13 protein-coding genes and 1 pseudogene are annotated in these 19,912 nt (G+C 69.1%); 7 read left to right on the top strand and 7 right to left on the bottom strand.

The genetic code is table 11. The features are described from left to right. Positions 1 to 54 precede the first annotated feature (54 nt). Positions 55 to 1,968 carry a hypothetical protein gene (locus tag F0U63_RS19405; RefSeq protein WP_395847418.1) on the top strand — a complete coding sequence of 638 codons (1,914 nt, stop codon included), beginning with the start codon at positions 55 to 57 and terminating at the stop codon, positions 1,966 to 1,968. Positions 1,969 to 2,009: 41 nt separating this feature from the next. On the opposite strand, the gene F0U63_RS19400 is transcribed toward F0U63_RS19405, so the two are convergent. Together F0U63_RS19400 and F0U63_RS19395 are read right to left on the bottom strand one after the other, a co-directional pair. Continuing rightward, positions 2,010 to 3,377 (bottom strand): class II 3-deoxy-7-phosphoheptulonate synthase, encoded by a 1,368-nt coding sequence (locus F0U63_RS19400; RefSeq protein ID WP_395847417.1) that lies wholly within the window; start codon positions 3,375 to 3,377, stop codon positions 2,010 to 2,012. 75 nt (positions 3,378 to 3,452) lie between these two features. Then, the gene (locus F0U63_RS19395) at positions 3,453 to 5,933 is read right to left on the bottom strand and encodes an ATP-binding protein (protein ID WP_395847416.1); all 2,481 of its coding nucleotides are present in this window, start codon (positions 5,931 to 5,933) and stop codon (positions 3,453 to 3,455) included. Positions 5,934 to 6,438: 505 nt separating this feature from the next. Here F0U63_RS19395 and F0U63_RS19390 point away from each other — a divergent pair. Both F0U63_RS19390 and F0U63_RS19385 read left to right on the top strand, forming a co-directional pair. Beyond that, entirely contained in the window at positions 6,439 to 7,362 is a 924-nt protein-coding gene (locus tag F0U63_RS19390) for a DUF4382 domain-containing protein (RefSeq protein ID WP_395847415.1), read from the top strand. A 536-nt stretch (positions 7,363 to 7,898) separates the two neighbouring features. Beyond that, the gene (locus F0U63_RS19385) at positions 7,899 to 9,803 is read left to right on the top strand and encodes a hypothetical protein (RefSeq protein ID WP_395847414.1); all 1,905 of its coding nucleotides are present in this window, start codon (positions 7,899 to 7,901) and stop codon (positions 9,801 to 9,803) included. Between the two features lie 120 nt (positions 9,804 to 9,923). On the opposite strand, the gene F0U63_RS19380 is transcribed toward F0U63_RS19385, so the two are convergent. The 4 genes from F0U63_RS19380 to F0U63_RS19365 all read right to left on the bottom strand — a co-directional run bounded on the left by F0U63_RS19380 (position 9,924) and on the right by F0U63_RS19365 (position 15,167). Beyond that, entirely contained in the window at positions 9,924 to 10,544 is a 621-nt protein-coding gene (locus tag F0U63_RS19380) for a hypothetical protein (RefSeq protein ID WP_395847413.1), read from the bottom strand. Between the two features lie 177 nt (positions 10,545 to 10,721). Further along, positions 10,722 to 11,795, bottom strand: a complete 1,074-nt coding sequence (locus F0U63_RS19375) for an SMP-30/gluconolactonase/LRE family protein (RefSeq protein WP_395847412.1) — start codon at positions 11,793 to 11,795, stop codon at positions 10,722 to 10,724. A 115-nt stretch (positions 11,796 to 11,910) separates the two neighbouring features. Continuing rightward, entirely contained in the window at positions 11,911 to 14,439 is a 2,529-nt protein-coding gene (locus F0U63_RS19370) for an ABC transporter permease (RefSeq protein WP_395847411.1), read from the bottom strand. After that, positions 14,436 to 15,167, bottom strand: coding sequence for an ABC transporter ATP-binding protein (locus F0U63_RS19365; RefSeq protein ID WP_395847410.1), 732 nt, complete (start codon positions 15,165 to 15,167; stop codon positions 14,436 to 14,438). Before F0U63_RS19365 ends, F0U63_RS19370 begins: the two co-directional genes overlap by 4 nt. A 73-nt stretch (positions 15,168 to 15,240) precedes the next feature. Between F0U63_RS19365 and F0U63_RS19360 the strand changes: the two genes are divergently transcribed. After that, positions 15,241 to 15,906, top strand: coding sequence for an arylesterase (locus F0U63_RS19360; RefSeq protein ID WP_395847409.1), 666 nt, complete (start codon positions 15,241 to 15,243; stop codon positions 15,904 to 15,906). A gap of 117 nt (positions 15,907 to 16,023) precedes the next feature. Here the strand turns inward: F0U63_RS19360 and F0U63_RS19355 are convergent. Continuing rightward, positions 16,024 to 16,887, bottom strand: a pseudogene (locus tag F0U63_RS19355) (MBL fold metallo-hydrolase); the annotation flags it as partial. 70 nt (positions 16,888 to 16,957) lie between these two features. Between F0U63_RS19355 and F0U63_RS19350 the strand changes: the two are divergent. From F0U63_RS19350 to F0U63_RS19340, 3 genes are all read left to right on the top strand, one after another. Then, positions 16,958 to 17,917 carry a LysR family transcriptional regulator gene (locus F0U63_RS19350; RefSeq protein WP_395847408.1) on the top strand — a complete coding sequence of 320 codons (960 nt, stop codon included), beginning with the start codon at positions 16,958 to 16,960 and terminating at the stop codon, positions 17,915 to 17,917. A 217-nt stretch (positions 17,918 to 18,134) separates the two neighbouring features. Beyond that, the gene (locus tag F0U63_RS19345; RefSeq protein ID WP_395847407.1) at positions 18,135 to 18,974 is read left to right on the top strand and encodes a LytR/AlgR family response regulator transcription factor; all 840 of its coding nucleotides are present in this window, start codon (positions 18,135 to 18,137) and stop codon (positions 18,972 to 18,974) included. 208 nt (positions 18,975 to 19,182) lie between these two features. Then, positions 19,183 to 19,764 (top strand): hypothetical protein, encoded by a 582-nt coding sequence (locus F0U63_RS19340; protein WP_395847406.1) that lies wholly within the window; start codon positions 19,183 to 19,185, stop codon positions 19,762 to 19,764. The last annotated feature ends 148 nt before the right edge of the window (positions 19,765 to 19,912 follow it).

The following is a 19,912-nucleotide window of genomic DNA, read 5'->3' as shown; positions in this document are numbered from 1 at the left end:
TTGGGTCCGAAATGACCTCACGATTGGTCGGTCGGTAGAAAAGGAGCTGGAACCATGGGTGTTGGACGCGTGGGGGATGGAGGCGCGGCGGAGGCGCGACGGGCGGCGGCGGCGGAGGCGCGACGGGCGGCAGCGGAGGCGGCACGGCGCGCGGCGGCGGAGGCCGCGGCTCGGCAGGCGGCGGAGGCCAAGAGCCGCGCGCCGGCGCAGCAGCAGTCCACCTTCGAGCCGGCGGCCCCGAAGAACAAGCTGAACCTGGATGGCCAGGGCGCGCCCGCGTCCTCGCTGTTCACCGAGAACTCGAAGGACGGCCAGGTCAACTGTCTCGATCAGGCAGCGGACTGGGTGAACAAGAGCTCTCCCGAGCAGCAGCGCCGCTCGGAGCTGGTGTTCCTCAAGGACTCGCGCGCGGGCACCGAGGGCCAGACGGGCCACGTGGTGGTGCGCGAGGGCGAGCGCGTGCTCGACCCGGGCAGTGGCAAGAGCTACGAGGACATGAACGCCTACCTGCGCGAGCAGCCGCACTACAGCGAGGCCGGCTCCATGTCGGGCACGGCGGCCGCGAAGGTCTTCTCCACCGAGCCCGGCTCCCTCGAGCGCGCCGAGGCCCTGGCCGACGCGAAGGTGTCTCCCGAGCTTCAGCAGATGATGGTCGCCGATCCGCCCATCACCGAGCTCGCGCCCAACCCCGCCACCGCCGAGCCGCGGAACATCACCGTCCCCGGCCAGCCCGGGCCGGTGTCCGTGGAGTTCAGCGACACGCTCGAGAAGGACGTGAAGAAGGAGGACGGCTACGTCACCGTCTCCATCAACGCCGAGACGAACGTCTCCGCCTCCGGAACGGTGGAGTTCGGCAAGGCGAAGGTGGGCGCGTCCGTGGGTGGCGGCGTCTCCGCGGGCAAGAACATGTCGTACGAAGTGAAGATGAAGGAGGAGGACTTCGAGAAGCTCAAGCGCGGCGAGATTCCTCCGCCCCACCCGCTCAACCCGGAGACGCTACCGGACGGGGCCTCCATCAAGATGGAGCAGAGCCAGTTCAAGGGCTACTCCACGGAGGCGGGCCTGTCCTACCACGAGGTGGAGCTGGGCCTGTCCGGCGAGGTGACGCAAGGCAAGGGCATGTCCGTGGACATCAGTCGGACCGGGGACAAGGTGCGGGTGACGGCGGGCCCCACCGAGTTCATCGAGAACGACGGCAAGGTGAGCATCGGTGCCGGGCCGGTGTCCGTGAGCATGGGCCGCACCGACACGCTCAAGGAGTACAAGCTGCGCACCGCCGAGTTCGACCTGTCCAACCCGGAGGGCCAGAAGGCCTTCGAGTCCTTCCGCAAGGACGGCCGCATGCCGGAGAAGGAAGGGCCGGGCGTGTCCAACACCCTGCGCTTCGACAAGGTCAACTACGAGTCGGTGGGCGGCAAGTTCGGCATCGAGCTGGGTCCCCTCAGCGCGGAGTCCGAGGGCACCACCAACACCGGCGACTACCTCATCACCCACCACCCGGACGGGACGCAGTCGCTCACCATGGACGTCACCTACGGGGGTGACCACCCGGACCTCACCTTCGAGCAGAAGTACGACAAGGACAACAAGCCCATTGCCGGCACGGAGAAGTACTCGCTGAAGTTCGACACCCAGGACGACAACGCCCGCGAGCTGCTCGTCTACGCGTACACGGGCGACGAGGCCCAGGCGAAGGCCGCGCGTGGGAATGACGATCCCATCACCGTCAACCTCACCGCCTCCGACGTGCGGGAGCTCCAGCGCCGCGCCGCGGACCAGCCCATGGCCCACATGGGACTGCACGCCCTGCTCTCCGACTACGACGACAAGCCGGTGGAACCGCTGATGGCGGTGCGCACCATGGCCTGCTCGCCGACGTACAACGAGTACCGGCTGGCCGAGAGCCTCATCAGCATCATGATGCAGGACGGGCGCAAGCCCATCCCCGGCGAGCTGAAGGTCGGCTGAGCTTCACCATGTGACGCGAGCAGGCCCGGCTCCCGCTCGGCTCAGGGCCGGGGCGCGCGGGGAAGGCGGCTCATGCGCCGGGCGAGGTGGAAGCTCATCTCCAGCGCCTGACGGTAGTTGAGCCGCGGATCGCACAGGGTGGCGTAGTTGCGCTCCAGGTCCTGCTCGGTGATGCCCACGGCGCCGCCCACGCACTCAGTGACGTCCTCACCCGTGAGCTCGAAGTGCACCCCACCCAGGTAGGAGCCGAGCTTCTCGTGCACGTCGAAGCTCTGCTCCACCTCGCGCAGCACGTCCTGGAAGTTGCGCGTCTTGATGCCGGAGGAGGTGCTCACGGTGTTGCCGTGCATCGGATCGCACACCCACAGCACGAGCCGGCCCGCCCGCCGCATGGCCTCCACCACCGGGGGGAGCGCGTCCGCCACCTTCTGGGCGCCCATGCGGGTGATGAGCACGAGCTTGCCCGGCTCGTTGTCCGGGTTGAGCGCCTCGGCCAGGCGGACGGCGTCCGCGGGGGACACGCTGGGGCCCAGCTTCACCCCCACCGGGTTGCGGATGCCGCGGAAGAACTCCACGTGCGCCCCGTCCAGGGCCCGGGTGCGCTCGCCAATCCACGGCAGGTGCGTCGTCAGATCGTACCAGCCCTCGCGCCACGGCACCTGGCGTGTCTGGGCCGACTCGTAGTGGAGGTTGAGGCCCTCGTGGCTGGTGTAGAAGTCCACGCGGGTGAGGTCCGCCACGGTGCGCTCGCCTAGGGCCTCCATGAAGCGCAGGGCCTCGCTGAGCTTGCGGGTGGTCTGCTCGTACTCCTCGCGCAGCTCGCCCGGCACGGCGGCCTGCCGGAAGAAGCTCAGGTCCCAGTACTCGGGGTGGTGCACGTCGGCGAAGCCACCGTCGCTCAGCGAGCGCACGAAGTTGAGCGTCATCGCCGCGTGGTGGTAGCAGGCCAGCAGCAGCTTCGGGTCCGCTCGCCGCGCCTCGGGAGTGAACTCCGGCCGGTTGACCAGGTCCCCGAAGTAGCTGGGCAGCTCCACGCCCCCGCGAACCTCCGTGGGCTTGGAGCGCGGCTTGGCGTACTGGCCAGCGATGCGTCCCACCCGGATGACGGGCCGGTGCCCCCCGTGGATGAGCACCAGCGACATCTGCAGGATGATCTTCTGCCGGTTGGTGATGATGTCCGAACGGCAGTCGGAGAGCGACTCGGCGCAGTCTCCGCCCTGCAGCAGGAAGCGGCGGCCCTGCTGGGCCTCCGCCAGCAGCTCACGCAGCCGCTCCACCTCCCAGGAGGTGACCAGCGGAGGCAGGCGGCCGAGCGACGCGACGACGTCCTCGACCTCCTTCGGATCCTCGTAGCGGACGTCTTGGGTAATGGGCTTCGTCTTCCAGGAACCGGGGGACCAGGTGCTCATACGCGGGTAGGAATATCAGACCGAGGGCATGGCGCGTACTCGGGTATCGGGGCTCCCTTGCTTCCACGTGGCGCATCAGGCCGCGTCCGCGACGCTCGCCCGGAGCAGCCTCACCGTGAAGCAGGAGCCCAGGCCCGGCCCGTTACTCGTCGCCTGGATGCGGCCCCCGTGGCGCTCCACGATTTCGCGGCAGATGGCCAGCCCCAGCCCCAGCCCTCCGGCATAGTGCTCGGTGGCGTTGCGCGCGCGGAAGAAGGGCGTGAAGAGCTGCGGCAGGCTCTCCCGGGGAATGCCGATGCCCCGGTCCTCCACTTCCACCCGCACCCCGTCCGCCTCCGCGCGCACCCGCACGACCACCGGCATGTCCGGCGGCGAATAGCGCAGCGCGTTCTCCACCAGGTTCGTGAGGAGCTGATCCAAGCGCTGCTCGTCCCACCAGCCCACCAGGGGCTCCGCGGGGACCTCCAGCGTCAACTGGCGCGCGCGCTCCGGCCGCGCGCTCTGGATGCGCTCCACCACCTCGCGCGCCAGTGCCCCCAGCTCCACGGGCGCCACCTTCAACGTGAAGCGCCCGGACTGCAGCCGTGACACGTCCAGCATGTCGCCAATCAGCCGCGTCAGCCGGTCCACCTGCCGGTTCAGCCGCGCGAAGGTGTCCCGCTGCCGCTCCGGGCTCATCCCCGGGCCGGACCCGGACTGGCGGATGAGCAGCTCCAGCGTCGCCTTCAACGGCGTCAGCGGCGTGCGCAGCTCGTGGCTCGCCATGGACAGGAACTGGTCCCGGATGGAGATGGCCTCGCGCAGCTCCTTCTGCGTGTGATCGATGCGCGTCGCCATCTCGTTGAAGCCCTGGGCGAGCTGCGCGATCTCATCGTCTCCCCGGGCCGGCACGTGCTGCTCCACCGACGGTGTGCCCAGCACGGCGAAGCCGTCCCGGAGGGTCTCCAGCCTCCGCGCCACGTCTCGCCCCACCCACTGCGACAACAGGAGCGCGATGGCGCCCGCCAGCACCGCGATGGCCACCACCCAGGCGCCCATGCGCGTCACCGGCGCGACGGCCTCGCGCAGCCGCGCGGTCACCACCACCGTCCACGGCGTTCCCGCCACCTGCGCGTGCGCCACCACGATCCGGCGCCCCGCGTCGTCGAACACCTCCAGGAGTCCCTCCGGACGCGCCAGCGTCTGCACCCCGAGCAGCTCCAGCACCGGCGACCGGGTGAGCACGTCGCCCCGCTCCGTCTCCCGCAGGAGGCTGCCATCCCGGCGGTCGAACATCTCCATGTGGTAGCTGCGCGAGGCCAGCGTCGGCTGCAATCCCAACCGCCCCAGGGACAGCCCGCCCACCAGGACGGCGCGCCGGCCCGCGCCCAGGTCCATGGGCACGGTGAAGACGATGAACGGCTGCCCCGAGCGGGTGAGGAAGGGCCGCGACAGCAGCACCTGGGCGCCGCCCTTCAGCGCGTCCTGGAAGTAGGCCCGGTGCGCGAAGTTGCCGCCCGCCTGGTTCAGCCACCCGGAGGACACCAGCGTGTCCCCGGCCTCGTCCAGCAGCCACACCGCGTCGAACAGCCCGGACTGGTGCGCCAACAGCGACACCCGCTCCCCCATGCCTTCGCGGTTCCCATCGCGAACCAGGGCGATGAAGCCCGGGTCCTGGCCCTGCACGCGCAACAGCGAGCTGGCGATGAGGGCCGTCCGCTCCAGCCACGCCGTCTCCGCGGCCACCACCTGTTGCGCATTGCCGTGCAGCTCCTCCTCGAGGGCCTTCTGCGCGAGGAACGACGCCACCGCGCCCACACCCACGATGGGCAGCACCGACGCCAGCGCCATGCCGCGAAAGAGCCGCCAGCGCACCCCCACCAGCGTCGGCCACCGGCGCACCGTCACGAGCAGCACACACGACAGGGTCAGCACGGAGTACACGCTCAGCCCCGACCACGAGCCCCGCGTCACCACCGAGATCACCATGTTCAGGAACAGGAGGCTCAGGACGCCCAGGGCCAGGCGGCAATAGCGCGGCTCGCGGCGCCACAGCCCCACGGCCAGCAACGCCCCCGTCACGAAGAACAGGACGCCCACCCACCGCACGTAGGGGCCCAGCCCCGCCAGGGCGAAGCGCAGGAACTCCTGGGGCGCCCAGAGCATCACCCCGCCGAAGCACAGCGCCAGGCCGGCGATGAACACCGGGAGCAGACCCCTCCCCCGGCGCAGGGTGCGCCGCTCCACGACGAGCGCGACCATCAGCAACAGGTAGAGAATGGAGCCCGTGAGGCTGACGGGCAGGACGCCGGCCGCCCACCAGTAGACCGCGATCGCGCCCAGCAGGAACGCACGACCCACCCCTCCCACGAAGGCGGGCCAGGCCGGGTACATGAGCGCGACGAGCATCATCGCCGAGCCCACCAGGAACAGGCTCCCCAACAGCCGGATGTGCGGATAGATGTATTGGAACATCGCGGCCCCGAACTCATAGGGCACGAACACCATCGTGGTACCCACCATGAGACCAAACGCCGCCGCGAACCATTCAATGCGTGCCCGCTCCAAGATGTCCACGGCTGGCACCCTGACACAAACCGACTCCGCTGTTGGAACCAAGTGCCTCACGAAAGGACCGTTCGTCCGGTGCCTATCTTCGTCGACAGGCGTCGAGCAGGTGGCCCACCACTACGTCCCCCCTCCCACGTCCCTTGTTGATGATCAAAATATCCAACTGCTGACGGCTTGATGCCCGGTCCGCCCTCGCGTACTCGTTCGCCATGACGCTGTGCGGCTCCGCCTCGGGTCAGTGATGAACCGTGGACATCTCGGGCATGAACCGGAGCGATGTGTCTGGGATTGACGTAGGGTAAGGCGCGAGCGGCAGGAGGCCCGCGCCTGGGGTGAAGCCCGTGCGCCTCGCTGTCGCTGGAACGAAGTAGATGCAGCGGGCTTGAATCACCCTCGCCACGGGCCCGGAAATGTATACGGGGCCGTGGTCGCCGCATCTCGGGCCGGGTGTTGAAGCCCGACAGCCCCCGACGGGTTGGGCCGGACCCGTCCTTAGCTTGGAGTACTCCAAATGAAGACTCGTTTCATCTCGCGACTGACCGCGCTCGTGGCCGTCATGCTGCTGCCCGTGCTGGGCTGTGGCAGCGGCAACAGCAAGCTCACCGTGCTGCTCAAGGACGCCCCCGGCGACTTCAAGGAGGCCGTCGTCACCATCGACCAGGTCTACCTCCAGGGTGAGGGGGGCAGACTGGTGCTGAGCGACAAGAAGGTCACCACCGACCTGCTCACGCTGGCCAACGACACCGCGACGCTGGTGCGGGACGCCGTCGTCCCCGAGGGAACCTACGGCGAGCTGCGCTTCGTCATCAGCGGCGCCTACGTGCGGGTGGACAACGGTAACGGCACCACCAGCATCTACGCCACCTCGCCCAACTACGAGGGCCTGCCCGAAGGCGCCCGGGTGGACGGCGATCTGCAGGCGCCGAGCCTCGGCACCTCCGGCCTGAAGGTGAAGCTGGACGGCGACAAGCTCGAGGTGACGGGCGAGCAGAAGGTGCTCGTGGTGGACTTCGACGTATCGCAGAGCTTCGGCCACGACGCGGGCAACCTGCGCAAGTGGGTCATGCACCCGGTCATCAAGGGCGCGGACATCACCCTGACGGGCAGCGCCGCCGTCACGCTGGCCCTGGCCGACGGCACCACGCTGCCCACCGTCAACGGCGAGCGGCTCACCCTGGCCGACTTCAACGCCGTGCTGACCAACTCGGACGGCACCCGCACGGTGGTGGCCCTGGCGGACACCAACGCGGACGGCGTCTTCGAGGTCAATTTCAAGTTCCTCTTCCCGGGCACCTACACCCTCTCCTTCGAGGGCCCCGAGGGCGTGACGAGCATCCACGTCACCCCGGCCATCCCCTTCACCCTCAACGTCGAGTCGGGCAAGACGGGCACCTACGCCTTCACGCTCAACGGCGCGGTGGCGGGCGCGCAGTAGCCCCGTACAGGCGCTCCCTCACCGGGGGAAATGGTCCGAGGTCCAGGCGATCGATGCGCGCGGACAACTGCCACGTCCGCCGCCTCCCTGGGCACGGCAGCGGCACGAGCAGCAGGTAGTGAAGCGGAAGCAGGAGGCCGAGAACTCCCGGCGGCGAGCACCTTCAACCGCCTCGCCGCCTGGAGTGGGCCTCCCCCGCCCTGGAACGAGTCCGCGCGGTTGTCCTCCTGGGAGCCCTGCCCCCCCAACGCCCCGGGCCCTTCGTCCGCCTTCAATCCCAGACACACCCCCTCGCAATGCAAGACACGCTGTTGCCGCCCAAGCAACGTGTTGCCACCCGGGCAACGTGTTGCTTGGACGGCAACATGTTGCTTCCAGAGCAGCGTTGCTCCCGAGGCAACAAAAACAGAATACTCAGCGAGACTTGAAATGGAAAGACAGACATGAGACAAAACTCTCCGCCCGCCGGACGCGGTTGCGTCCACGCTCCCCCTGGGAGTGGCTCGGGTCCCTGTCTCGTTTCGAGGATAGACGCCATGACTTACGCCTACCGAGTGAACACGGCCTCGCGCCGTGGATGGAAGACCCTTGCCCGCGGCCTGCTCGCGAGCCTGTCCCTGCTGACGTGCGCCGAGGCGTTCGCCCAGCAGCAAGGCGAAGAGGGTGACCAGGGCGAGCTGGAGGAGACCGGGGCGGACCCGAAGCTCTACTCGGAGAAGGTGATCGAGGAGGGAGAGGGCTATCAGCTCAAGATCATCACCGGCGTCACGGCGGATGACGAGACGCCCGTGGCCTACCAGCGCGAGTTCTACAGCATCTCGTCGCCCGAGGCCCTGCGGAAGATCAAGATGTCCCAGGGGCTGTACGAGGATCTGTCGGTCGCGTTCGCCGAGGCCAAGGGACAGGAAGACAAGGTGTTCTCGATCGACAAGCGCATCGTCGACGAGCTCCTCATCGCCGAGCAGAAGGGCGAGCTGACGCCCTACCTCAAGGAGATCGCCGAGCCGGCGGACGAAGAGGGTGGCGTCCAGCGCATGGGGCCCTTCGGCTCGTGCTCCGACCAGTCGAAGAGCAAGAGCAAGAGCTTCAGCTTCAGCTCCCCCATCAACACCTCCAGCAACCTGGGAGGCGGCTTCACCGGTTCCATCTACACCACCGGCAACATGTCGGGCAGCGCCACCGGTGAGGTGGTCATCAAGATCAAGCGCACCAAGGTCTTCTGGGTGTGCATCCCCTACGGCGTCCGGTTCGGCCACGCGCGCGCCTTTGGCAATGCCTCGGTGAGCAACAACTCGTCCATCAACGGCTCGCTCAGCTACGCCTTCAACTGGCAGAAGCAGGTGGCCAAGCCGAGCCTGGGCTCGCTCAACTTCCTCGTCGGGCCCATCCCGGTGCACATCGGCTTCAACCTGCCCATCGACCTGGGCCTGAGCCTCAACGCGACCGCCACCGGCACCGTCGCCTACAACGGCCAGCAGACGGCCACGGGCAGCTTCGACTACACCTGCACGAGCGGCGGCTGCAGCGGCTACGCCAACTACAACCTGGGCAGCGCCACGCCCCAGCCCGTGACGGGCAGCGTGTCCGGCCGCATCCAGCCCACGCTCTGGGCCCAGGTGGCCGTGCGCGCCTACCTCTACAGCGAGTGGATCGCCCATGCGCAGGTGGGTGTGCGCGCCTACCTGTACGGCGACCTGTGGGGCTACTACGGCAACACCTGCGGTGACGCCAACGGCGACCTCGTCAACGAGACCGTCAGCGCGCTGACCTTCGACCTGGACTGGCGCCTGTTCATCACCGGGCGCGCCTCGCTCGTGGGCAGCACCTCCAACTGGGACAACCTGTGGAGCACCTCGCGCCGCCACATCAAGTTCTGGGATCTGCTCAGCGGCGGCTCCAGCGCCCTGCGGCCCACGCTGCTCGGCCCCGCCACCGTGCCGCTCAACTACACCAACTCCTACAGCTCGCGCATGCGCCCCTGCTGGCCGTACGCCGACAGCGTGAACTCCCAGTTCAACTGGGGTGACGGCACCTACGCCTCCTTCAGCGCGGTGCCTGGCACCACCACCACGCGCGCCAAGTTCTGGACGTCCACGGGCGCCAAGGCCGTCCGCGTCACGGCCCTGAACGACAGCCACGGCCGCTCCTTCACCAACGCCTTCACCGAGCGCACCGTGCAGGTCAACGCTCCGGTGTGGACGAGCTGGATCAACCGCGACGTCCCCGGCGGCGTGGGGGACTACGAGACCCTGGTGAACATCCGCGATGAGGGCTACCCCGTGTGCGCCAGCCCCCTGGCCGTCGAGTGCAAGACCACCGCCGGCGTGGACTGGAGCCAGACCGGCCAGAGCTACACCTGCAACGCCTCCACCGGCGGCACGTGCGTCAACTCCTCGTCCCAGAGCTGCCTGGACTACCAGGTGCGCTTCCTCTGCTTCTGAGCGAGCCCCCCTGCTGAAGCTCCCCGCCCCCTTCTGGCCCGCCGGAAGGGGGCGGTCGTCTTTTCAGCGCTCGGGCAACAGGCCGATGCGCGTTCGTGCTCACCGGGCTTTCTGGCCTGATTAGAGGTGAAGACCTAGATTGGTCTCGACCAGGCCCGACCAGGTATCGCTCGGAATGAGGCAGAACCGAGCCTGTGCGGACCGGGCTTCGCGGAGTCGCTCGAGAAGGTATCGCAAGTCGACCAGGAGGAGGGCTGACTCGGGAAGTGTCTGGGGTGACTCCTCAAGCGCCCGGATGAGTGCCTCGACCAGGGGTATCGCGCTCGCTGGCTCATGACAGGCGGCGCCCTGCCTGGGTACGGGGAGCGGCGCCATGAACTGGCTGAGCGGAGAAAAGCCCGATGCGACAGCGAGCCGGTCGAGTTCTTCCCCGTAAAGGGTCAGCATTCTCCCGCCCTCGGGAGTGCGGCGGGCGCTCACGGGCAGACGCCGATCGAAGGCGACTTGAATCTTCTCGGGCTTGGCGAGGAGCGAAGCCACATAGAGACACCCGAGATAGATGGCGACGGCGGTGGACAGGCCCGCGCACAGCACCGGGACGTCCTCGTTCATGAAGCCATGAAAAAGCAGCAGGCTGAAACAGATGGCGCCCGCCGTCACGAATCCCCAGGTGATTTTCGTTGCCCGTAGAAATTCCCGATAAGGACTGGCCAGCACGGAAGAATGCATCGCAAGGGGCATGCCAGCCCGCCCCCGCGTCGACCCCTGGGAGCGGAGCCGCCGCCTCCGCGACTTCTTGTCTCGATGGAAGAGCAGCAGCGCGACAAGCTGGCAAACCCATCCCCGTGAGTGCGCCGCCCACCGACTTCGACACATCTCTCGGGATGGCAACGGCCGCGTCCGAGGTCCTCGGACGGGTCATCCGAGCGGCTGCTTCAGCTCGCCGAGCGGCACGATCAGGAGCGCGCGCGAGACAAAGGAGCCGATCCAGAGCTCGTCACCGACGACGATGGCGCTCGTGCCCCCGCTGAAGGTCTCGTTCGCGCCTCGCTTGAAGAGCGTGGCCGCCTGGAAGGTGGACGGATCGATGCGGGCCACCTCCGTCCCAACGCCACACCTCACGACGAATCCACACAGGGCAACGATGGCAATCGAATTCGGGTGCCCTGTCGCGAGGATGGAGCCATCGGGCGCGAACCGGATGTTGTCTGGATGGAAGCCCAGGTTGACGGACCGGGGGGGCGTGGCGGCTCCAACGAGGGGGACCTCGTGCACCTTGCTGTTGTTGTACTCGTTCACGTACAGGCGCGTGCCGTCCGGAGACACGAGGAGGCCGTTGTCCCCTTTGAAGCGCGTCCCCGGAACTTCGCTCCAACCGCCGCCAGGCCCCCACCGCAACACCGCGCCTTCTGAGTCTGACGAAGACGGAAGGTGCGGAATGGTGACGACGATGCCGCCGTCCGGGAGGGGGGCGATGGAGTTGGCCGCATGCTCCGCGGGCAGCACCACGCAGCCGGTCCAGGTCAGCTCGGGCCCCTCGGCGGAAACCCGGACGTCGAACACCTCGACCGACTCGCGACCGCCGTGGTTGACCGCGTACAGCGTGTACTCACCCTCGCCGCGGGCACGGAGCGCGATCCCGTGCGCGGAGAAGAGCTTCGGATCGGGTGCACCGGGGCAGTCCCGGTAGGTCGGCGCGACCGGGCGCGAGAGCTCGGGTGTCAGGGCGCGGAAAGCTTTGTCGCTCGTCCTGATGGCGAAAAAGCCGCCCTCGGCCCAGTCGTTGTTGCCCATGTTGCCCGTGACGACCCAATCACTGTCCCCGAGGCGCAGCATGTCCTCGGGCTTGTTGAGCCCACACAGGGCATGGACGCCGCTGGTGAGTTCGCACTCCCTGCCCTCTCCTCGTCCGGCCGGCCAGAGCGTCCAGTAGAGCGCGAACGCGGCAACGAACACCAGAAGAGCGAGGAGGCCGCGTGCGGCGATGCGCACGCCCCTCCTGGAGAAAAAGCGACGGGGGGCGGCGGGTGCCCGTGTCGCATCCCCGCCAGGTGTCGGCATGTCTTTCACCCAGATCTCCTTTTCACACGTCAACAAGGACCCGCGCTCAGCCCTGCAACTCGCGCAGCGTCACCGAGGGCGGCGCGTCCAGCACCCGCCGGGTGGCGAACATGCCCGCGCTCACCGCCGCCAGCACCCCCAGCCCGCCCCCCACTCCCACCAGCCGCCAGTCCGCCTGCCATGGCAGTTCGAACACCTGCGTGGCGATGACTCCGGCCAGGAGAGAGGCGGCGGCCGCCGCGGTGAGACCCGACAACAGTCCAAGGGCCGCGAACTCCGAGGCCTGCGCGAGCCGCAACTGCCGGCGGCTGCCTCCCAGCACCCGCATCACGCCACCTTCCAGCAGACGCTCGTCCTGACTGGCGTTGACCGCGGCCATCAGCACCAGCAGGCCCGCGAGCAGCGAGAAGTAGAACACCACTTCCACCACGGTGGAGACCTGGTCCGCGGTGCTGCGCGCCTGCTTGAGCAGCGCATCCACATCCACCACCGAGAGGTTGGGGAAGCGGGACACCAGCTCCGCGGTGAAGCGCGTGCGCGCGGGGGGCACGTGCATCGCGGTGATGTAGCTGGCCGCATAGCCCGCGAGCGCGCCCGGCGACACCAGCACGATGAAGTTCGGCCGGAAGCTCTCCCACTCCACCTCGCGCAGGCTGGTGACGGTGGCCTCGAGCCGCTGGCCCGCGATGTCGAAGGCCACGCGGTCTCCGAGCTTCCAGCCCATCGAGGAGGCGAAGCCCTCCTCCACGGACAGCTCCGGCTTCTCCGGGCGTTGCTGCTCCCAGAACGTGCCCGCGGTGATGCGGTTGTCGTCGCGAAGCGTGGTGGCGCTGGAGAGGTTGTACTCGCGCTCCCTCCGCCACTGTCCGCGACGCTCCTCCTCGGTGTTGGCGGCCCCCTCGGCGGGTGAGGCCTTCACCGGCTCGCCGTTGTGCGCCACCAGCCGGCCGCGCACCATGGGGAAGAGGTCCGGCACGGGCAAGCCCTGCTCGGCCATGAACGCGCGCACCGGCTCGAGCTGATCTTCCTGCACGTTGACGATGAAGCGGTTGGGGGCCTCCCTGGCGAGCGCCATCTGCCAGCGGTCGAGCAGGTCGGTGCGCACGAAGGTGAGCAGCAGCAGCGCCATCAGCCCCAGGCCGAGCGCCGACACCTGCGCGACACTGGTGGCCGCGCGCCGGCTCACGTTGGCCAGCCCGTAGCGCAGGCTCCCGCGCAGCCGCGAGCGCAGCCGCCGCACGACGGAGATGAGCCCCCACGCCAGGGCGGCCAGCACGCCCAGCGTGGCGACGATGCCCAGGAGCATCGCGGACGCCAGCCCCGCCGAGCCGGCCTTCCACCACAGCAGCGCGGTCAGCCCCGCCACGCCCGCGAGCCCCACCAGCCAGGAGCTCGGCTCGGTGCGGTCGAGGTCCCTGCGCAACACGCGCAACGCGGGCACCCGGCGCAGCGCGAGGATGGGGGGCGCACCGAAGGTCAGCAGGACCACCAGTCCCACCCCATACCCCTGCACCGCCGGCACCCAGCCGGCCGCCGGGATGTCCAGCTTCAGCGCTTCGGCGAGCCACCTGCCCACCAGCCACTGCAGGAAGAAGGCGAGCAGGACGCCGAGGGAGCTCGCGATGAGGCCGGCGAGGAGCAGCTCGCCACCGTGGGTGGCCACCAGCGTGCGCTGGCTCGCGCCCAGACACCGCATCACCGCGGTGCTCGACAGGTGCCGCTCGCTGTGCCGGCGCGCCGCCATGGCCACGGCCACCGCCGCCAGTACCACCGACACCAACGCCGCCAGGCTCAAGAAGCGGTCGGCCCTGTCGAGCGCGGAGCGCATCTCCGGGCGCGCGTCCTTCACCGTCTCCAGGCGCTGGCCACGCGCGAGCCCCTCCCGCGCGGTGCGCACGAAGCGCTCCACCGCGTCCGGCGCTCCGGCGACCACCAGGCGGTAGCGCAGCCGGCTGCCCTCCTGCACCAGCCCCGTCGCGGGCAGGTCGCCGAGATTGAGGAACACCCGGGGCGCGATGTTGAAGTAGTCGATCGCCGCGTCCGGCTCCTGCACCACCAGCGCGGAGAGCCGCAGCTGCGACTCGCCAATGCCAATCATGTCCCCCACCCTGGCATCCAGCGCGTCCGCGCCCGCGCGGCTCAGCCACACGCTGCCCCGCTCGGGAATGCCCGAGGCGTCGTGCTCGGGGCCGCCCACCGAGTCCACGAGGCGGAAGCGGCCCCGCAGGGGAAAGCCCTCTCCGAGCGCCCGGAGCTCTCCGAGCTTGAGCCGCTCATCGTCCGCGTCGCCGACCCGGATCATGCTGGGCAGCTCCTGCGTCTCGGTACTTCGCAGCCCGGGCGCCTTCGCCGCCTCGCGCACCACCCCCTCGAGGGGCGTGTCGCCGAGCACCACCGCGTCTCCGCCGAGCAGCCGGTTGGCCTCGAGGACCAGCGCGCGCTCGGCCCGGTCGGTGACGAAGCCGATGGCCGTCACGGCCAGCACCGCGAGCACCAGGGCGGCGAGGAGGATGCGGAGCTCTCCGGCGGCGAAGTCACGGAGCAGCTGGCGCCAGGCCATCTTGAGCAATCTCATGACGCTTGCCGCTCCTCGGTGACCAGGCGGCCCCCGTCGAGCCGCAGCCGCCGTCCGCAGCGCGCCGCGAGGTGCTCGTCATGGGTGACGAGCACCAGGGTGGTGCCGGCCTCCGCGTTGAGCGAGAACAGCAGCTCGACGATGGCCTGGCCGGTGCGGGTGTCGAGGTTGCCGGTGGGCTCGTCGGCGAAGAGCACCGCTGGCCGGGTGACGAAGGCGCGCGCCAGGGCGACGCGCTGCTGCTCTCCGCCGGACAGCTGGCGCGGGTAGTGGCCCAGCCGCTCCCCCAGCCCCACCTTGCCCAGGATGGCCCGAGCGGGCGTCTCCACGTCCGCGTCTCCGCGCAGCTCGAGCGGCAGCATCACGTTCTCCAGCGCCGTCAGCGAGGGCAGCAACTGGAAGCTCTGGAAGACGAACCCCACCTTCTCGCCGCGCACGCGCGCACGGCCGTCCTCGTCCAGGGCGGACAGCGGCTCGCCGTCCAACAACACGCTCCCGCTGCTGGGCGTGTCCAGCCCGGCCATCAGCGACAGCAGCGTGCTCTTTCCCGAGCCGGAGGCCCCGACGATGGCCACGGTGTCACCATGGGAGATGGAGAAGCCCACCCCCTCGAGGATGGTGAGCGCGCCGGATGGCAGGGACACGCGTTTGCCCAGCTCCGACACCTGGAGGGCCAACCGCTGAGGGTCGGGCTGGACTTTGATGTGCATCGCGAGGTCGTGGGGCATATTGGGTTCTTCTTCAGGCGAGCCTCTGCTCGCGGCGCAGACTTGTAACGGCGGACCGGAGGAGTTGCAGCGGATGAGCCAAGGATACATGGGGATGCGCACCCGGACCGCCGGTGTGCTCGGTTACCTGGTGGTGGCGTTGGTCGTGGGGCTGGCCACGCTGGGCGCATCGGTCGCGGAGGCCGGGCCCGAGCGGACGGTGCTGGTGATGGGGGACTCGCTGTCCGCCGCCTACGGGCTCGCGCCCGAGGAGGGCTGGGTGGCGCTGACGGCCGAGCGGATGGGCAAGGAGACGCCCGGCTGGCGGGTGGTGAACGCCAGCGTCAGTGGAGAAACCACCGCGGGCGGAGCCGCGCGAATCGAAGGAGAACTCGCGCGCAACCGGCCCGCGGTGGTGGTCATCGCCCTGGGCGGCAACGACGGGCTGCGGGGCCTGCCGCTCAAGCAGACCCGGGCCAACCTGGAGAAGATGGTGAGCGCGGCCAAGGCCTCGGGAGCCCGGGTGTTGCTGGTGGGCATGCGCATGCCGCCCAACCTGGGGAAGACCTACACGGAGGGCTTCGCGGCCAACTACCGGACCGTGGCCGAGGCGCAGAAGGTGTCCCTACTCCCGTTCCTGCTGGAACCCATCGCCATGGACCGCGCCTCCTTCCAGGCCGACAACATCCACCCCGTCGCCACCGTGCAGCCCAAGCTGCGCGACCATGTCTGGCCCGCGCTGGCTCCGCTGCTGAAGTGAGGGCCCTCGTGCCCCCCGGTCCCTCGAGACCCGAGGCTGTGCTCCAATGCACGGGGGGACCCCACCGTCGTCCGCGCCGAAGAGTTCCACGAAGGCCCGGCGATCGTGCGCGGGCAGGATGAGCAGTTCCGGATCCTGCGCGTGGAGCTGCACCAGCTTCGCCACCTCCGCCTGGGTGCGCGCGGAGTCTTCGTCGGTGAGCTGCCGCATCAGCCACGACTTTCCTACCTTCCGCTCGATGGACTCCCTCAGGTTGATGAGGTCCCCCACGTGCACGAAGCGCTGGGCCGGTGACACGTTCACGAACGTCGTCACGCTGCCTGGTGTGTGCCCGAAGGTCGGCACCACCACCACGGTGCCATCACCGAAGACGTCGAAGCGGGCCTCGTAGTTCGCGTACGGCTCCGCCACGAAGGGAATGGGCACCATGCGGCCCATCAAGGCCCGGGCATGCGCGGGGAGCGCCACTCCGCGCGGGTGCTTCAGCTCCGCTTCGATGAGCTGCTTCTCCTCGGCGGCCAGCCACACCGGCACGTCCGGCAGTGACGCCGCCCCACCGGCATGATCGGCGTGCACGTGGGAGAGCAGCAGCGCCATCGGCCGGGTGACTCCGAGCGCGGTGAGGGCTTCCTTCAAGTCCCGCCGGGGAACGTTGCGGCCCGCTGTCTGCGAGAAGGTGAAGCGGCCCCAGGCGCCCAGCTCCCGCTGCTCCTCGTGCGCATGGGGGGAGATGCCGGTATCGAGCACGAGGTCGCCCTTCGGGTGGCGGATGACGAGCGCCGCGGAGGTGATCTCCCAGGTGGCGGCCACGGTGGAGCCGCCCGCGCCGTACCCTCCCGGCACCGTCACGCCTCCCGTTTCGACCCAGCACACCTGGAGCGGCGCGCCCGGAGCTGGCGGGGGCACGAAGGCGTGCGGCGCCGCCGGGGGCAACGACGCGCACGCAGTGAACAGCAACGACAACACGATGAGCTTCCGCATGGAGCACCTCCGCTGAAGGTTCGACCGCAAGGTGCCCGCCCAGCGCCTCATTTGCATGCTGGATGTGGGAATGAGCAGTATTCACGGGATGAATCTCGCCACCTTCGACCTGAACCTGCTCCGCGTGCTCGACGCGCTCTTCATCGAGCAGAGCGTGGGGCGCGCGGCGGCGCGCTTGCGGCTCTCGCAGCCGGCCACCAGCAACGCGCTGGCGCGACTGCGCGATGCACTCGGGGACCCGCTCTTCGTCCGAAGCCGTCAGGGCATGGTCCCGACCGCTCGGGCCCGGGCCCTGCGCGGGCCGCTCACGCTCGCGCTGCGGCAGCTCCAGGAGGCACTGGTACCACCCGAGGACTTCGTACCCGAGACCGCGCACCGAACCTTCGTGCTGGCGGCGAGCGACCACGCCCAGCTCCTCGTGCTCCCGCAGCTCGCGGCACGGCTCGCGCACTACCCCGGCGTGAAGTTGCGCGTGGTGCCGCTCCCGCGCGACTTCCCCTCTCCCGAGCTGGAGTCCGGCGAGCTGGACCTGGTCCTCGGCGTCTTCGACCTCGCCCCGGGGGACCGCACGCCGCGAGGACTGAAGCGGCAGGTGCTGGTGCTCGAGCGCTTCATGCTCGTCGGCCGCGCGCACCATCCCGCCCTGAGCAAGCCGCGGCGCTTCGAGCTGTCGCTGCCACAACTCCATGTCTCACCGCGCGGCGGTACCGAGGGGAGCTTCGAGCGAAAGACGAAGCTCCGCCGCAACGTGGTGCTCTTCACCCCCCACTACCTCGTGGCGCCCTGGGTCCTGGCGAGCACCGATCTCATCGCCGCGCTGCCGGAGCGGGTGGCGCGCCGCTTCGCCGAGGCCTTCCCGCTCACCGTGGTGCCAGTGGAACTCCCCCATGAGCCGCTGCGGGTGCAACAACTCTGGCACCCGCATCGGCAACAGGAACCCGCGCACCGCTGGCTGCGTGAGCAGGTCCTCGCCGCCGCGCGCGCATCGCCCACGGGAGAGGGAGACTCCGCGGTTGCTCGCACGCGGTAGATTAGAACTGCTTGATGTATCGAGAAGATTCCTGAAACCATCACGGAAGGGGCCCACACCGCGGCCCCTCGGGGCTCCGACCGTCACGGCCCCATCACGCGGTCCGCGTAGACCACTCACCCAATCTCGATTCGAGGAGGTGTGCGTGGCTCTTTCCGTGGGGGCACTGAAACAACGTGGCGACATGCTGGAGGCGTCTGGCCTCTCCCCTGGAGTCATGAGGGGGGCAGCTACCGCCCTGGAGCCCATCCGGGTCCTGCTGGTGGATCCGGAGTGTGCGACCCGCCAGGGCCTGGGGCTGCGGCTGGCCGCGGATCCCGAGGTGGAGCTGGTGGGCCTGTGTGCCAGTGGTCCCGAGGCGCTCCAGTTCCTGCGCCAGCACCCCATCGATGTCGTCTTCCTCGATGTGGAGATGTCGGGCATGGATGGCTTCCAGGTGCTGCGGGAAGCGGGTTCCGAGCGCACGGGCGCCATCATCTTCGTCACCGCGGCCGCCACCCATGCCCTCAAGGCCTTCGAGGTGCATGCGCTCGATTACCTCCTCAAACCCATCCAGGACGAGCGCTTCACCCAGGTGCTGGCCCGCGCCAAGGAGCACGTCCGGGGCGAGCGGATCCGGGTGCTGGCGCGCCAGCTCGTGGGACTGCTGGGCATGACGCCTGGGGCGGCGCTCGCCACCCCCTCCCTGGTGCCACCGCCCTCCGCGCCGCACTACCTGGATCGGCTGATGCTCAAGGAGGTCGGCCGGGTGGCCTTCCTCCCCGTGGACGAGGTGGACTGGATGGAGGCCGAGGACTACTACGTCCAGGTGCACGCGGAGGGACAGACGCACCTGCTCCGCCAGTCGCTGCGGGAACTGGAGGAGCGGTTGGATCCCCACCAGTTCGTGCGGATCCACCGCTCGACCATCGTCAACGCCCACCGGGTGCGGGAGATGCGTCCCCTCTTCCATGGCGAGTACCAGGTCATCCTGCGGGACGGCACGAGCCTCAAGCTCAGCCGGAGCTACCGCCAACGGGTGGATGTCCTGCTGGGCCGTGCTCGCGGTCACGCGTGACGAGCCCCTCGAGGCCAGACGGCTCACGGGCCGGCGGGCCGCTTCACTGCACCGGCGGAGCGCCTCACGGAACGGTTACGGCACACGAGTGCGCGGCGCTGTACCTTGGCTTCGCAACCCGGGCAGCCCGGTGTGCCCGAGACGCCACCCGCCAAGGGCGGCCCCGGCCATTCACACACATTCCAAACACCACCGACAGGAGTAGACCATGTTCCGCAAACTCATTTCCCTCGCACTGCCCACGCTGGCGCTGAGCCTGACCGGCTGCGGCGTCGACACGGTGGAGCAGCAGCCCGCCCAGGGCACCGAGCAGACGGCCACCACCGGGAAGCCGCTCACCTCGGTCGTCCTCAATCGTCTCTATCTGCCCTTCTACGTGCCGCCGCGGGTCGGCGGCGACGCCGAGTTCGACGGAAACGGTCCCAACATGCTCATCGAGATGGACATCGATCTGCGCAACAACGGCACCGAGCTGTGGGTGGGGTCGCGCATCCGGGGAACCGAGGTGGGTGGCGACACCAAGGTCGATGGCTGGCCCTGGTACCACGTCTTCACGGCGCCGAGCCCCATCCAGAGCGTCTATCCGGTGACCATCTATCCCGACGCACCGGAGTTCTCGTTCGGTTACAGGGACTACGGGCACGCCAACGACACCTACCAGTTCCCGCAGCTCACGCCCCCCAGCCGGATGGTGTGGCAGCTCTCCTGCGTGGGCGACACGGATGGCAAGGAGGCCGGCACGAGGACCGGCTGCGAGATCATCCTTCACGACCTGACCATCAATTACTGAGTCCGGCGACGACTCGGACAGCGCGCGCCGAGGCTCAGTTGTTGGGCGCGTCGCTGGAGCCCATCGCCATGGACCGCGCCTCCTTCCAGGCCGACAACATCCACCCCATCGCCGCCGTGCAGCCCAAGCTGCGCGACCATGTCTGGCC

It is taken from the genome of Cystobacter fuscus, from assembly GCF_044360685.1.
Lineage (GTDB): Bacteria > Myxococcota > Myxococcia > Myxococcales > Myxococcaceae > Cystobacter > Cystobacter fuscus_C.
This window is presented reverse-complemented; position numbering and strand designations above follow the sequence as displayed.

Bases quoted from the DNA above. Each gene is read 5' to 3' on its own strand.
- F0U63_RS19385 (WP_395847414.1), top strand. From the start codon at position 7,899: ATGACTTACGCCTACCGAGTGAACACGGCCTCGCGCCGTGGATGGAAG.
- F0U63_RS19405 (WP_395847418.1), top strand. From the start codon at position 55: ATGGGTGTTGGACGCGTGGGGGATGGAGGCGCGGCGGAGGCGCGACGG.
- F0U63_RS19400 (WP_395847417.1), bottom strand. From the start codon at position 3,377: ATGAGCACCTGGTCCCCCGGTTCCTGGAAGACGAAGCCCATTACCCAA.
- F0U63_RS19370 (WP_395847411.1), bottom strand. From the start codon at position 14,439: ATGAGATTGCTCAAGATGGCCTGGCGCCAGCTGCTCCGTGACTTCGCC.
- F0U63_RS19365 (WP_395847410.1), bottom strand. From the start codon at position 15,167: ATGCCCCACGACCTCGCGATGCACATCAAAGTCCAGCCCGACCCTCAG.
- F0U63_RS19360 (WP_395847409.1), top strand. From the start codon at position 15,241: ATGAGCCAAGGATACATGGGGATGCGCACCCGGACCGCCGGTGTGCTC.
- F0U63_RS19340 (WP_395847406.1), top strand. From the start codon at position 19,183: ATGTTCCGCAAACTCATTTCCCTCGCACTGCCCACGCTGGCGCTGAGC.
- F0U63_RS19390 (WP_395847415.1), top strand. From the start codon at position 6,439: ATGAAGACTCGTTTCATCTCGCGACTGACCGCGCTCGTGGCCGTCATG.
- F0U63_RS19350 (WP_395847408.1), top strand. From the start codon at position 16,958: ATGAGCAGTATTCACGGGATGAATCTCGCCACCTTCGACCTGAACCTG.
- F0U63_RS19380 (WP_395847413.1), bottom strand. From the start codon at position 10,544: ATGCCCCTTGCGATGCATTCTTCCGTGCTGGCCAGTCCTTATCGGGAA.
- F0U63_RS19345 (WP_395847407.1), top strand. From the start codon at position 18,135: ATGAGGGGGGCAGCTACCGCCCTGGAGCCCATCCGGGTCCTGCTGGTG.